We start from the raw sequence: 12,997 nt of genomic DNA, 5'->3' as shown, positions 1-12,997 counted from the left end.
CGGGCCGGTTCACCCGGCGCGGCGCGCCTGACCGCCGAGGTCGACCGGGATGCCGGCGAACAGGTCGTCCTCCGGCAGCGAGGTCTCGACCAGGGAGTGCACCAGCTCGTAGTCCTCGGTGGGCCAGACGCGGGCCTGCACCTCGAGCGGGGTGAAGAAGAACCGGCTGTTCGGGTCGATCTGGGTGGCGTGCGCGCGCAGGGCGTCGTCGCGCCGGGAGAACCAGTCCGAGCAGGGCACCTTCGTCGTGACACGGGTGCCCGGGTCGGGCCGGTCGCTCGTCCAGTTCTCCAGCCACTCGGTGTAGGGCGACTCCTGGCCGGACTCGAGGATCGCCCGGTGGAACGCCTCCAGGCGGGCCCGGGAGAAGCCGTGGCCGTAGTAGAGCTTCAGCGGCTGCCACGGGGCGCCCGCCTCCGGGAAGCGCGCCGGGTCGCCGGCGGCCTCCCACGCCGCCATCGACACGACGTGCGTGCGGATGTGGTCGGGGTGCGGGTAGCCGCCGTTCTCGTCGTAGGTGACGATCACGTGCGGCCGGAACTCCCGGATCACCGCGACGAGCCGGGCGGTCTGCTCCTCCACGTCGCCCAGGGCGAAGCAGCCCTCGGGCAGCGGCGGCTTCGGGTCGCCCTCGGGCAGGCCGGAGTCGACGAAGCCCAGCCAGACGTGCTGCACCCCGAGGATCTCGGCGGCGCGCGCCATCTCCGCGTTGCGGACCTCGGTCATGTTCTCCAGCACGTCGGGCCGGTCCATCGCGGGGTTCAGGATGCTGCCGCGCTCGCCGCCGGTGCAGGTGACGACCACGACGTCGTGGCCCTCGTCGGCGTACCGCGCGGTCGTGGCGGCGCCCTTGGACGACTCGTCGTCGGGGTGGGCGTGCACCGTCATCAGCCGGGGCCGCTCGCCGGGCGCGAGCGGCTGGACCGGACGCTGCACCGGGCGCGGGCCGGTCGGGGTGTCTTGCGTAGCCATCGGGGCGGGTTCCTCCACGGTCACCGGACTCGGGTCCCGCGCCGGGGGTGCCGGCGGCGGGCGGCGAGGTCGTGCTCGGGGAGATCCTGGCAGAGGGGACCGACAGCGACCGTTCCGAGCACGGGGCTCCGGGAACGGCAACGCCGTCGCGGGGACGGTCTGTTCCCCGTCGCGACGACGGGTGCGACGGGCGGTCGCCGCCCGCGCGGCCACCCCGGTCGCCGACCGGCCCCGATGCCCGTCACCTGCGAATATCCCGGCTCCGGGAACTTCGCGGGACCCCGGCCCGTTCACCGAAAGGCTGCGATGAGCGGCACGCCTCGTGGTAAGGTGGAACCCACACGGCCCGCCAGCGGGTCGTGTTTTTCCTTACTCGGGGCGCGCCGCTCGGAGCCGCCACCCCCGTGTGCCCGCCGGGCGCCAGGCGCCCGGTGGCGCCGCGCCCTGTTTTCCTGGAGGAGTTGATGACGGTGACGGACACCCAGGCCACCTGGCTGACCCAGGACGCCTACGACCGGCTGAAGGGTGAGCTGGACGGGTTGATCGAGAACCGGCCCGTCATCGCCGCGGAGATCAACGCCCGCCGCGAGGAGGGCGACCTGAAGGAGAACGGGGGCTACCACGCCGCCCGCGAGGAGCAGGGCCAGCAGGAGGCCCGCATCCGCCAGCTGCAGGAGCTGCTGCGCACCGCCCAGGTCGGCACCGCGCCCTCCAGCGCCGACGAGGCCACCCCCGGCACCGTCCTCGAGATCCGCTACGAGGACGACGACGAGACCGAGAAGGTCCTGCTCGGCTCCCGCGAGGAGGGCAGCCACGGCGACCTGCAGGTCATCTCCCCGAACTCCCCGCTCGGCGCGGCGCTGCTCGGCGCCAAGCCCGGCGACACCCGCGAGTACCAGCTGCCCGACGGCGGCAGCATGAAGGTCACGCTCGTGTCCGTGGAGGCCTTCACCGGCTGACGCGCACCTCGCGGAGCGGGCCCGGCCGGATCGGCCGGGCCCGCTCGCGTCCGCGGGGTCGGGAGGTGCGGGTCAGGTGGTCGCGACGGCGTGCCCGGCCGCGCGCAGGTCGGCGACGATCGCGTCGCGGTGCTCGGGCCCGCGGGTCTCCAGGCTGAGCTCCACGTCGACCTCCCCCACCGCCAGCGCGCCGCTGATCCGCGAGTGCGCGACGTCGGTGACGTTCGCGCCGAGCCCGCCGACCCGGGCCAGCAGCTCCGCCAGCGCGCCCGGCCGGTCCGGTATCCGCACGTGCAGCGTCAGGTAGCGCGACGACGCGACCAGGCCGTGCCGGACGACCTGCAGCAGCACCAGCGGGTCGACGTTGCCGCCGGACAGCACGCAGACGATCGGCCCCGACCAGCGGTGGGGGTGCTCCAGCAGTGCAGCCACCGGCGCCGCACCGGCCGGTTCGACGACCAGCTTCGCCCGCTCCAGGCAGTGCACGAGCGCGGCGGACAGCGAGTCCTCCGACACCGTGACCATCTCGTCGATCAGGGTCGCCACCTGGCCGAACGTGACGTCGCCCGGCCGTCCGACGGCGATGCCGTCGGCCATCGTGCGCATCGCGCCGACCGGCAGCGGCTCGCCGGCCGCCAGCGACGACGGCCACGCCGCCGCGCCCGCGGCCTGCACACCGACGACACGGATGTCCGGGCGGGCGGCGCGCAGGACGGCGGCCGTCCCGCCCAGCAGGCCGCCGCCGCCCGCGGCGATCAGCACGGTCGCGGCATCGGGGACCTGCTCGAGGATCTCGCAGCCGACGGTGCCCTGCCCGGCGATGATGTCGGGGTGGTCGAAGGGATGCACGAACACCGCCCCCGACCGCTCGGCGGCCGCGATCGCGGCCTGCACCGCCTCGTCGACGGTGCGTCCGGAGAGCACGACCTCCGCGCCGTAGCCGCGGGTCGCGTCGATCTTCGGCAGCGCCGCGCGCTCGGGCATGTACACCGTGGCGCGCACGCCGAGCAGCCGCGCGGCGAGCGCGACGCCCTGGGCGTGGTTGCCGGCCGAGGCGGCGACGACACCGCCGGCGCGCTCGTCGTCGCACAGCCGGGCGATCCGGGTGTACGCGCCGCGGATCTTGAACGATCCGGTGCGCTGCAGGTTCTCGCACTTCAGCACGACGCGGGAGCCGGTGAGGTCGGAGAGCGCGCGGGCGCCGGCGACGGGCGTGGTGCGCACGACGCCGGTCAGCAGCTCACGGGCGGAGAGGACGTCGCCGGCGGTGACCGGCGGGGTGACGGGGGCGTCCGGTGGGGCGGCCATCCCGGCAGTCTCGCACCGGCCCGGGTAACCTCGCGCGTGTCTCACCGGGCGTGACGTCGCCGATGCACCCGGTGTCGGGAGGGACACGCGAATGACGCGCCTGCGCACGACCGCGCCGCTGCTGCTGGCCGCCGGACTCGCGGCGCTCGCGGTCGCGACCGTGCACGGCGCCGGCTGCGCCGACCCGGGCCGCTACGAGGCCCGCGGCGACGGCACGTGGTCGCTGGTCGGCGGCTGTGTCGACCCGGACGACCTGGTCGTCCCGCCGCCGCCGGTCGTCCAGCAGCCCGCGCCGTCGCCGGAGCAGTCCCGCAGCTGAGCGCTCAGCGCACCGTGTCGAGGGCCGCGCGCAGGTCGTCGAGCAGGTCGTCGGCGTCCTCGATGCCCACCGACAGGCGCACCAGCGAGTCCGGCACCTCCAGCGTCGACCCGGCCGTGGAGGCGTGGGTCATCTGGCCCGGGTGCTCGATCAGCGACTCGACCCCGCCGAGCGACTCGGCCAGGGTGAACAGCCGGGTGCCCGCGCAGATCCGCAGCGCCGCGTCGCGGCCACCGGCGGCCAGGAAGGACACCATCCCGCCGAAGCGGCGCATCTGCTTGGCGGCGACCTCGTGCCCGGGGTGGCCGGGCAGGCCCGGGTAGAGGACCGAGGAGACGGCCGGGTGCGCGGCGAGCATCTCCGCGACCCGCTCGGCGTTGTCGCAGTGGCGCTCCATCCGCACCGCGAGGGTCTTGGCCCCGCGCAGGGTCAGCCAGGCGTCGAACGGGCCCGGGACCGAGCCGGTCGAGTTCTGGGTGAACGCGATCCGCTCGGCCAGCTCGTCGTCGTCGGTGACCAGGGCGCCGCCGACGACGTCGGAGTGCCCGCCCACGTACTTGGTCGTCGAGTGCACGACGACGTCGGCGCCCAGCGCCAGCGGCGTCTGCAGGTACGGCGAGGCGAAGGTGTTGTCGACGACGAGCCGCGCGCCCGCGGAGTGCGCCACCCCGGCCAGCGCGGCGATGTCGGCGATGCCGAGCAGCGGGTTGGTCGGGGTCTCGCACCACACGACCCGCGTCGTCGGCCGCAGCGCGGCGCGCAGCGCGTCGGTGTCGGCCAGGTCGACCGGGGTGTGCTCGACCCCGAACCCGGACAGCACCTTGTCCACCAGGCGGAACGTGCCGCCGTAGGCGTCGTGCGGGATGACGAGGTGGTCGCCCGGCTTCAGCAGGACGCGCAGCAGCGTGTCGGTGGCACCCATGCCCGACCCGAACGCGTGCGCGTGCCGGCCGCCCTCCAGGGCGGCGAGCTGGTCCTGCAGCACGGTCCGGGTCGGGTTGGCGCTGCGCGAGTACTCGTACCCGCCGCGGGTGCCGCCGACGCCGTCCTGGGCGTAGGTCGAGCTGGTGTGGATCGAGGTGGTGACCGCACCGGTGATCGGGTCCGGAACCTGGCCGGCGTGGATCGCGCGCGTGGAGAAGCCCTGCATGGGCGACGAGGCTACTCGCGCCCGCCGCCCGCCCGGTTCCGGCGCCGGGCCGGGGCGGCGGTCAGGCCTTGCCGCCCAGGAACGCGATCACGTCGGACCGGGTCACGACGCCCGCGGGCTTGCCGTCCTCCAGCACGAGCGCCGCGTCGGCCCGGGCGAAGGCCTCCATCGCGTCCTGCACCGACTCCCCCGCGCCGAGCGTCGGCAGCGGCGCGGACATGTGGTCCTCCAGCCGGTCCGACAGCTTCGCCCGGCCGGTGAACAGCGCGTCGAGCAGGTCGCGCTCGCTGACCGACCCGGCGACCTCGGCGGCCATCACGGGCGGCTCGGCCTTGACCACCGGCATCTGCGAGACGCCGAACTCCCGCAGGTAGAGCGCGGCGTCGGCGACGGTCTCGTTGGGGTGCGCGTGCACCAGCGCGGGCAGGGCGCCGTCCTTGCGGCGCAGCACGTCGCCGATGGTCGCCCCCTCCGACGGCGGCAGGAAGCCGTAGCTGGCCATCCAGCGGTCGTTGAAGACCTTGCCGAGGTAGCCGCGCCCGCCGTCGGGCAGCAGCACGACGACCACGGCGTCGGCGGGCAGCGACGCGGCGACCCGCAGTGCGGCGACCGTCGCCATCCCGCAGGAGCCGCCGACGAGCAGCGCCTCCTCCCGGGCCAGGCGACGGGTCATCTCGAACGAGTCCGCGTCGGAGACCGCGACGATCTCGTCGCAGATGTCGCGGTCGTAGGTGGTCGGCCAGAAGTCCTCGCCGACGCCCTCGACCAGGTACGGCCGCCCGGTGCCGCCGGAGTAGACCGAGCCCTCCGGGTCGGCACCGATGATCGTCACGGAGCCGCCCGACTTCTCCTTCAGGTAGCGGCCGATCCCGGAGATCGTGCCGCCGGTGCCGATGCCGGCCACGAAGTGGGTGATCCGGCCCTCGGTCTGCTCCCAGATCTCGGGCCCGGTGGAGTGGTAGTGCGACTCGGGGTTGGCCGGGTTGGCGTACTGGTTGGGCTTCCAGGCGCCGTCGATCTCGCGGACCAGCCGGTCGGAGGTCTGGTAGTAGGAGTCGGGGTGCTCGGGGTCGACCGCCGTCGGGCAGACGACGACCTCGGCGCCGTAGGCCTTGAGCACGTTGCGCTTGTCCTCACCGACCTTGTCGGGGCAGACGAAGACGCACTGGTAGCCCTTGCGCTGGGCGACCATGGCCAGCCCGACGCCGGTGTTGCCCGACGTCGGCTCGACGATGGTGCCGCCCGGCCGCAGCTCGCCCGAGGCCTCCGCGGCCTCGACCATGCGCAGCGCGATGCGGTCCTTCACCGACCCGCCCGGGTTGAGGTACTCGACCTTGGCCAGCACCGGCGGGGCGATGCCCTCCGCCGTCGCCCCCAGACGGACGAGGGGTGTGTTCCCGACCAGGTCGACGACGTGCTCGACGTAGCGCATGTGCGCATCCTCGCACCGCTCACTCCCGTTCGGTCCGCTGCATCCCACCTCCGGGGGTCCACCACCGCACGACGAGCCGGTTGCGGTCCTCGTTCAGCCCCGTCCAGACCACCTCGGTCAGCTCCACCCGGAACGCGTCGCCGGCCACGGGACCGGACAGCGCCCCCTGCAGCACCGCGCGGCCGGAGATCTTGAGGTCGCCGTCCCCCAGGTCGCCGCCGGACTGGTCGGCGGGGGCGGCGTGCAGCGCGAAGCGCGGGTCCCGCCGCAGGTCGGCGCCCTTGCGGGCCCCCGGCATGGACCCGAACGCGAGCTGGACGTCGGGGCCCGCGTCGTCGAGCACCACCTCGATCCCGGAGACGCGCGGCGAACCGTCGGCCCGCAGCGTCGCGACGACGAGCGCGATCCCCCGCCGCAGGATCCGCTCGGCCAGCTCGGCGAACGCGGGCTCGGCCCGCCGGAAGTCTCCCCAGGACGTCATGCCCGCAGCATGCCGCGGGCCACTGACGATTTCCTCACTCCGGCTCCCGATCACCTGTTACCGGTGAGTACGGTCGGCGGCAGAGGTACCTGCGATGGAGGAGGACGTCCATGCCCGAAGCCGTGATCGTCGCCGCGGCCCGGTCCCCGATCGGCCGCGCGAACAAGGGCTCCCTGGCCGGGATGCGCCCCGACGACCTGACCGTGCAGATGGTGCGCGCCGCGCTGGACCAGGTCCCCGCGCTGGACCCGGCCGAGATCGACGACCTGATGCTCGGCTGCGGCCTGCCCGGCGGCGAGCAGGGCAACAACCTGGCCCGGATCGTCGCGATCCAGCTGGGCTACGACTCGCTGCCCGGCACCACCGTCACCCGCTACTGCTCGTCGTCGCTGCAGACCACGCGGATGGCGCTGCACGCGATCCGGGCCGGTGAGGGCGACGTGTTCGTCTCGGCCGGCGTCGAGACGGTGTCCCGGTTCTCCCGCGGCACCTCCGACTCGTGGCCGGACACGCACAACCCGCTGTTCGCCGACGCGGAGGCCCGCACGGCCGAGACCGCGGAGAAGGGCGGCGACAGCTGGACCGACCCGCGCGACCAGAGCCTGCTCCCCGACGCCTACATCTCGATGGGACAGACCGCGGAGAACCTGGCCCGGTACAAGGACGTGTCCCGCGAGGACATGGACCGCTTCGCGGTGCGGTCGCAGAACCGCGCCGAGAAGGCCATCGCCGACGGCTTCTTCGCCCGCGAGATCACCCCGGTGACGCTGCCGGACGGCACCGTCGTCTCCACCGACGACGGCCCCCGCGCCGGCACCACCTACGAGAAGATCTCCGAGCTCAAGCCGGTGTTCCGGCCCGACGGGCGGATCACCGCGGGCAACGCGTGCCCGCTCAACGACGGCGCAGCCGCCCTGGTGGTCATGTCCGACACGAAGGCCGAGCAGCTGGGGATCACCCCGCTGGCCCGGGTCGTGTCCACCGGCGTGACCGGCCTGTCCCCGGAGATCATGGGCTACGGCCCGGTCGAGGCGTCGCAGCAGGCGCTGCACCGCGCCGGCCTGACCATCGACGACATCGACCTCGTCGAGATCAACGAGGCGTTCGCCGCGCAGGTCCTCCCCAGTGCCCGCGACCTGGGCATCGACGAGGAGAAGCTGAACGTGCACGGCGGCGCGATCGCGCTGGGCCACCCGTTCGGCATGACCGGCGCCCGGATCACGACGACCCTGCTCAACGGCCTGCGCAGCACCGGCGGCCGCTACGGGCTGGAGACGATGTGCGTCGGCGGCGGGCAGGGCATGGCGATGGTGCTCGAGCGCCTCTCCTGACCCCGCACCACCTCCGACCGGCCGGTCCGCACCGCGGGCCGGCCCGTCGGCGTCGGCGGGGTCAGGCGGCGTGGCCGGGCGGTTCGATCCGGACGCCGGTCGCCTCGATCTCGGCCTCGGTGCGCAGCCGCGCGAGGTCCCGCTCGGCGTCCAGGGCGCCCTGCACCCCGCCCGCCTCGACGTGTGCGCGCAGCGGCGGGTCCTCGACCCCGACCGCCCGGCAGACGTCGAGCAGGACGTCGTCGTAGGCGGCGAGCAGCGCGAGGCGCCGCACCCGGGTGGGCGGCAGCGGCCCGCGCCGCTGCGCGTCGAGCCGGCGCAGGTCGGCGACCAGACGCTCCAGCGGCGGACCGGCCGGGCGCGGCGGCGGCGGGCGGCGGCGGCGCGCGGCCGCCCACCGCACCAGGCGCGGCAGCCGTACCAGCAGCCCCACCAGCACCGCGGGCCCGAAGGCGATCCCCAGGAGGATGGCGATCCCGGTGACGACCGGGTCGTTCCCGGGCACGACGACGACGCTACGGCGCCCGCGCGCGCCCGGCCAGGGACCGAGGTCCCGGCCCCGGGCACGACGACGCCGCGGACACCGGCGGTGTCCGCGGCGCGCGCGACCGGAGGGGGCGATTCCGGCCGCACCCGGCCCTCGCGGGCCGGGTCGTGCGTTCCCGGTCAGTCCTGGCGCAGGTAGCTCAGCAGGCGCAGGATCTCGATGTAGAGCCAGACCAGCGTGGTCATGAGGCCGAAGGCGATGTACCAGGAGTACTTCGCCGGGACGCCGGCCTTGACCGCGTTGTCCGCGGCGTCGAAGTCGAGCAGCAGGCTGAAGGCCGCCACCCCGATCACGACGACGCTGAACAGGATGGCCAGCGGGCCGCCGTCGCGGAGGCCGAAGCCGCCCGCGGTGAAGAAGCTCGCGACCAGGTTGGCCAGCATCAGGACGACGACACCGATCATCGCGCCCATCAGCCACTTGGTGAACCGCGGCGTGACGCGGACGGCGCCGGTCTTGTAGACGACCAGCATCCCGAAGAACACACCGGCGGTGCCGATGAGCGCCTGGAACGCGATGCCCGGGTAGAGCTGGTTGATCGGGCCGGTGATGCCGCCGAGGGCGACACCCATCGCGATCGAGTACGTCAGCGTCAGCGGGGCGCTGGGCTTCTGCTTGAAGATGACGATCAGCGAGACGACCAGGCCGACGACGAACGCCGGCAGCGCCAGGATGTAGAGCCCCGACATCGCGGTCAGGAACCCGGCGACGAGCGCGAGGCCGCCGCTGATCGCGGTCTTCTGGACGATGTCGTCGACCGTGATCGGCCGGCCGGTGTCCTGCGTGGCCTGGTTCGGGTCGACGTAGGACGAGTGGGAGCCGGCCATGGCGGCGCCCCCGCCCATCATCCCGCCACCCGAGCGGTCGAACGTGGCGTAGCCGCCCTGCTGCTGTGTGGGCAGGTTGCGGAACGCCGGGTTGCTCGTGGAGCGCACCTGGATCCTCCTCGACGGACGTGTGCGGGGCCCGCCCGTGGCGAGCCCTCACAAGGGTGCAACGCCGAGGGGTCACCGGGGGTTCCCGCTGGTAAAAGAAAATTTACCGCGTGCGGGACATCCGGCGACAGACCCGCCCTCCCGGGCGGGTCGGGATCACCCGCGCGGGCGTCCCACCTGCGGGAACGCCGAGGTCGGCGGCAGCGGCTCGTCGCGCACGGCCGGCATCTCCGGGGTGGTGTCGAAGCGCCGGTCGTCGACGGGGTCGGCCGCGCGGGCCGAGGACAGCGGCGCGTCGCCCCGCATCTCGGCGCGGATCAGCGCGGGCCAGCGCCCGACCGACCCGAGCGCCGCGGCGGCCGCGCGGCGACCCGCGGGGCGGGCCAGGACGGCGACGACGACGAGCAGCAGCGCGGCGGCGAGGACGACCACGCCGCCGTGACCCGGAGCGAACACGGGTGTACCTCCTCGGACGCGGGCGTCCGGCCGGGGGCCGCCGGATCCGCCCTCGCGTCGTACAACGATCGCGGCCCGCAGCGGTCACGGGGCGCGGCCGGCCGGCGGCCGCACTAGTGTCGTCGCGATCGGCTCCGGGTCCGTCCGGGGCCGGCCCGACGAGAGGACGGACACGTCATGTGGGTCCTGCTGTCCCGGCACCTGCGCATGTGGCTGCTGCTCGCGGTCGGCGCCCCGCTGCTGGCCTGGCTGCTGGGGAGGATCGGCGACGCCGTCGAGCGCCGTCGCGGACCGAACACGTTCAGCAGGCTCTCCCGGCGCGGCCGCCGGTTCCTGCAGCGGCGCACCCGCGGGCCGCTGCGCCACCGCGAGCCCGCCGACCCGGACCAGCTCGCGCGCTGACCGCCACCCGGCCGGCCGGGTGGCGGGGCGCCGGCCGTCCGGCCGGTCAGACCGGCAGCAGCCGCCGCAGACCCCAGCCGCGCCGCCGCGCGGGGCGCCGCGGCGCCGGCGCGACGGGTGTGGGGTCCAGCTGCACGCACCGCGCGCACGGCACGCCGTCGGCCTCCACGAGCGGGGCGGGCGACACGAGGTGCCCGCACAGCGCGGTGTAGCGCCCGGTGCGGACCGAGTGCGGTGCGCAGAGTTCCGAGTCGGTCACCTTGTGTGCACGACCGTCGATCACCGACGTCAACGTGAGGACGTCGGGCTGGTCGGCGTCGTTCGTCCGCCCGGCCGTCACGACGCCGACCACACGGAGGCGGTTCGGTGCGTCGACCGGCGCATTCTCGGACTCCCTCAACGTGTCGGTGCTGTCATCGTCACGGAAGACACGTGCGGATGCAAGATCGGATGCACACCCGATCGACACTCTCCGCAGTCGAACGGACGCAACGGACACCTTCCGGAGGCCCCATGTCCCACCCGAACGGAACCCGCGCGGCCGACCTCGGCCCGGTGACCTGGCGCCGCCCGTCCGGGGCGCAGGGCGGGGACAGCGTGGAGTTCGCCGTCCTCGACGACGGCCAGGTCGCCGTCCGCAACGCCCGGGACCCGGACGGCCCGGTGCTCGTCTACACCCCGGCGGAGATCTCGGCCTTCGTCGACGGGGCCCGCAAGGGCGAGTTCGACGACATGGTCGGGCCGGGCTGAGCCCCGCTCAGGGCAGCAGCGTGCGGGCCTCGTCCCACAGCCGGGCGACGACGCCGGCGGCCGGCTCGGTGCGCGCGCGGCCGGCGGCCTGCCCGGCCCACAGGTTCACCCGGTCCACCGCGCCCGGCTCGCCCGCGCGGTAGCGGGCCACCAGGCGTCGCTGGTGCGGGTAGGGCGCGGGGGCGGGGGCACCGGGCGCGGTCCAGGAACGGACGTAGTCCGAGGCGATCCCGCGGGCCAGCCGGCCGGTGTAGGCGCGGGTGGTCGTCGTGCCGGTCGGGTCGAGGCCGTCGAGGCGGGCGGACCAGCCGTCGTCGATCCCGGCCTCGGGGGTGCGCAGCAGCGCGGTGCCGACCTGCACCGCGCTCGCCCCGAGGGTCAGCGCGGCGGCCAGCGCCCGGCCGTCGCCGATCGCCCCGGCGGCGACGACCGGGACGGTCACGGCGTCGGCCACCCACGGGACCAGTGCGAGCAGCCCGACCGAGACGGCCTCGGCGTCGGCCGGGTCGGCGGTGCCGCGGTGCCCGCCCGCCTCCATCCCCTGCACGACGACGGCGTCGGCGCCCGCCCGCTGCGCCGCGACCGCCTCGGCCCGGGTGGTGACGGTGGCGAACCAGGCACAGCCCGCCGCGTGCACCGCGTCGACCTGGGCCGGGGCCGGCAGACCCATGATCGTCGAGACGGCCGTCGGCCGGGCCGCCAGGACCGCGGCGAGCTGGTCGTCGAACGCCGGGCCCGGGCCCGGCGCCGGCGCGGCCCGGCCGCCGAACGAGTCCAGGAACGCGGTCTGCAGGACCACGTCGTCGTCGGCGGGCGGGTCCGGCACCCACAGGTTGAGCTGGAACGGCGCGGCGCCGGCCAGCTCGCGGAAGCGGGCCGCCCAGGCCGCGATCCGCTCCGGGGTGTCGTTGACGACGCCCGCCGCGCCCATCCCCCCGGCGGCGGCGACGGCGGCCGCCAGCTCCGGCGGGCAGGCCCCGGCCATCGGGGCCTCCAGGACGGGCACCGCCAGCCCGTAACGGGTGCAGAAGGACTCGGCCCGGCTCCGTGCGCTCACGGTCGCCGAGTCTGCCGCAGGATCCGGGTGGACCGCGGGGCGCGGCCGGGGAAGGATCGGGACCGCCTCCCCGTCCCGCGCCCGCGAAGGAGCACGCTGCCCCCCATGACCGGACCGTCGTTCCTCGAGCAGCTGCGCGCGCACGCCCCGGGCCTGCTGCCGTCGCGGCTGCCGCGCGACCCCGCCCAGGGGGTGCCTGCCGACCTGCGGGCCCCGCACGGCACCACGATCGTCGCGCTGACCTGGGCGGAGGGGGTCCTGCTCGCCGGGGACCGGCGCGCCACCTCCGGCAACGTCATCGCCCAGAAGGACCTGGTGAAGGTCGTCGTGCTCGACGAGACCTCCGCCGCGGGCTTCGCCGGCTCGGTCGGCCACGCCCTGCAGATGCTGAAGATGTTCGCCGCCGAGGTGGAGCAGTACGAGAAGGTCGAGGGCGCGCCGATCAGCCAGGACGGCAAGGTGCGCCGGCTGTCGAGCATCGTGCGGGAGAACCTGGGCGCGGCGATGCAGGGCTTCGTCGCCCTGCCGCTCTACGTCGGCTACGACGCGCGCGACCCCGACCCGGTCCGGATCGTCACCTACGACCCGACCGGCAGCGTCAAGCGCAACCGCTCCGGCTACGTGGGCATCGGGTCGGGCTCGCAGTTCGCCGAGGCGTCGCTGAAGAAGCGCCACGACCCCGGCACCGACCGGGCCGGCGCGATCGCGCTCGCCCTGAACGCCCTCTGGGACGCCGCCGACGACGACACCGCCACCGCCGGGCCCGACCTCACCCGCGGGATCTACCCGAACCTGGTCACGGTGACCGCGCGCGGCGCCGAGGAGGTCGCCCCGGACGAGGTCCGCGAGGCGACCGCGCGGATGCTCGCCGAGCGGGCGGAACGACCCGGCGGCTGAG

General features: G+C 75.0%; 16 protein-coding genes. 6 read left to right on the top strand and 10 right to left on the bottom strand.

Features of this window, described 5'->3' with window-relative positions:
* Nucleotides 1-9: 9 nt before the first annotated feature.
* Complete coding sequence (mca, locus tag WJX68_RS15945; RefSeq protein ID WP_340291738.1) at nucleotides 10-888, bottom strand: mycothiol conjugate amidase Mca; 879 nt, start codon at nucleotides 886-888, stop codon at nucleotides 10-12.
* Between the two features lie 554 nt (nucleotides 889-1,442).
* Here mca and greA point away from each other — a divergent pair.
* Nucleotides 1,443-1,931, top strand: coding sequence for a transcription elongation factor GreA (gene greA, locus WJX68_RS15940; RefSeq protein WP_340291736.1), 489 nt, complete (start codon nucleotides 1,443-1,445; stop codon nucleotides 1,929-1,931).
* Between the two features lie 72 nt (nucleotides 1,932-2,003).
* Here the strand turns inward: greA and ilvA are convergent, their stop codons facing one another.
* A complete protein-coding gene (ilvA, locus tag WJX68_RS15935; RefSeq protein WP_340291565.1) occupies nucleotides 2,004-3,239 on the bottom strand; it encodes a threonine ammonia-lyase in 1,236 nt (411 codons plus the stop codon).
* 91 nt (nucleotides 3,240-3,330) lie between these two features.
* On the opposite strand from ilvA, the gene WJX68_RS15930 reads away from it, so the two are divergent.
* A complete protein-coding gene (locus WJX68_RS15930) occupies nucleotides 3,331-3,558 on the top strand; it encodes a hypothetical protein (protein ID WP_340291562.1) in 228 nt (75 codons plus the stop codon).
* A 4-nt stretch (nucleotides 3,559-3,562) separates the two neighbouring features.
* Here WJX68_RS15930 and WJX68_RS15925 read toward each other — a convergent pair whose 3' ends face one another.
* The 3 genes from WJX68_RS15925 to WJX68_RS15915 all read right to left on the bottom strand — a co-directional run bounded on the left by WJX68_RS15925 (nucleotide 3,563) and on the right by WJX68_RS15915 (nucleotide 6,621).
* On the bottom strand, nucleotides 3,563-4,708 hold the full coding sequence (locus WJX68_RS15925) for a cystathionine gamma-synthase (protein ID WP_340291560.1): 1,146 nt from the start codon (nucleotides 4,706-4,708) through the stop codon (nucleotides 3,563-3,565).
* A 61-nt stretch (nucleotides 4,709-4,769) separates the two neighbouring features.
* A complete protein-coding gene (locus WJX68_RS15920) occupies nucleotides 4,770-6,140 on the bottom strand; it encodes a cystathionine beta-synthase (RefSeq protein WP_340291558.1) in 1,371 nt (456 codons plus the stop codon).
* 19 nt (nucleotides 6,141-6,159) lie between these two features.
* Complete coding sequence (locus WJX68_RS15915; protein ID WP_340291556.1) at nucleotides 6,160-6,621, bottom strand: pyridoxamine 5'-phosphate oxidase family protein; 462 nt, start codon at nucleotides 6,619-6,621, stop codon at nucleotides 6,160-6,162.
* Between the two features lie 110 nt (nucleotides 6,622-6,731).
* Here WJX68_RS15915 and WJX68_RS15910 point away from each other — a divergent pair, with 110 nt between their 5' ends.
* Entirely contained in the window at nucleotides 6,732-7,952 is a 1,221-nt protein-coding gene (locus WJX68_RS15910) for an acetyl-CoA C-acetyltransferase (protein WP_340291554.1), read from the top strand.
* Between the two features lie 61 nt (nucleotides 7,953-8,013).
* Here the strand turns inward: WJX68_RS15910 and WJX68_RS15905 are convergent, their stop codons facing one another.
* The 3 genes from WJX68_RS15905 to WJX68_RS15895 all read right to left on the bottom strand — a co-directional run bounded on the left by WJX68_RS15905 (nucleotide 8,014) and on the right by WJX68_RS15895 (nucleotide 9,890).
* A complete protein-coding gene (locus WJX68_RS15905) occupies nucleotides 8,014-8,457 on the bottom strand; it encodes a hypothetical protein (protein ID WP_340291551.1) in 444 nt (147 codons plus the stop codon).
* A 161-nt stretch (nucleotides 8,458-8,618) separates the two neighbouring features.
* The gene (locus WJX68_RS15900) at nucleotides 8,619-9,434 is read right to left on the bottom strand and encodes a Bax inhibitor-1/YccA family protein (protein WP_340291548.1); all 816 of its coding nucleotides are present in this window, start codon (nucleotides 9,432-9,434) and stop codon (nucleotides 8,619-8,621) included.
* 156 nt (nucleotides 9,435-9,590) lie between these two features.
* Entirely contained in the window at nucleotides 9,591-9,890 is a 300-nt protein-coding gene (locus WJX68_RS15895) for a hypothetical protein (protein WP_340291546.1), read from the bottom strand.
* A gap of 177 nt (nucleotides 9,891-10,067) precedes the next feature.
* Between WJX68_RS15895 and WJX68_RS15890 the strand changes: the two genes are divergently transcribed.
* Nucleotides 10,068-10,292 carry a hypothetical protein gene (locus WJX68_RS15890; protein WP_340291545.1) on the top strand — a complete coding sequence of 75 codons (225 nt, stop codon included), beginning with the start codon at nucleotides 10,068-10,070 and terminating at the stop codon, nucleotides 10,290-10,292.
* A 46-nt stretch (nucleotides 10,293-10,338) separates the two neighbouring features.
* Here the strand turns inward: WJX68_RS15890 and WJX68_RS15885 are convergent, their stop codons facing one another.
* Nucleotides 10,339-10,551, bottom strand: a complete 213-nt coding sequence (locus WJX68_RS15885) for a hypothetical protein (RefSeq protein WP_340291543.1) — start codon at nucleotides 10,549-10,551, stop codon at nucleotides 10,339-10,341.
* 254 nt (nucleotides 10,552-10,805) lie between these two features.
* Between WJX68_RS15885 and WJX68_RS15880 the strand changes: the two genes are divergently transcribed.
* A complete protein-coding gene (locus tag WJX68_RS15880) occupies nucleotides 10,806-11,042 on the top strand; it encodes a DUF397 domain-containing protein (RefSeq protein ID WP_340291540.1) in 237 nt (78 codons plus the stop codon).
* A gap of 7 nt (nucleotides 11,043-11,049) precedes the next feature.
* Here WJX68_RS15880 and WJX68_RS15875 read toward each other — a convergent pair whose 3' ends face one another.
* Nucleotides 11,050-12,099, bottom strand: a complete 1,050-nt coding sequence (locus tag WJX68_RS15875; protein ID WP_340291538.1) for an NAD(P)H-dependent flavin oxidoreductase — start codon at nucleotides 12,097-12,099, stop codon at nucleotides 11,050-11,052.
* 105 nt (nucleotides 12,100-12,204) lie between these two features.
* Between WJX68_RS15875 and prcB the strand changes: the two genes are divergently transcribed.
* The gene (gene prcB, locus WJX68_RS15870) at nucleotides 12,205-12,996 is read left to right on the top strand and encodes a proteasome subunit beta (protein WP_340291536.1); all 792 of its coding nucleotides are present in this window, start codon (nucleotides 12,205-12,207) and stop codon (nucleotides 12,994-12,996) included.
* The last annotated feature ends 1 nt before the right edge of the window (nucleotide 12,997 follow it).

It is taken from the genome of Pseudonocardia spirodelae (assembly GCF_037727765.1).
GTDB lineage: Bacteria > Actinomycetota > Actinomycetes > Mycobacteriales > Pseudonocardiaceae > Pseudonocardia > Pseudonocardia spirodelae.
This window is presented reverse-complemented; position numbering and strand designations above follow the sequence as displayed.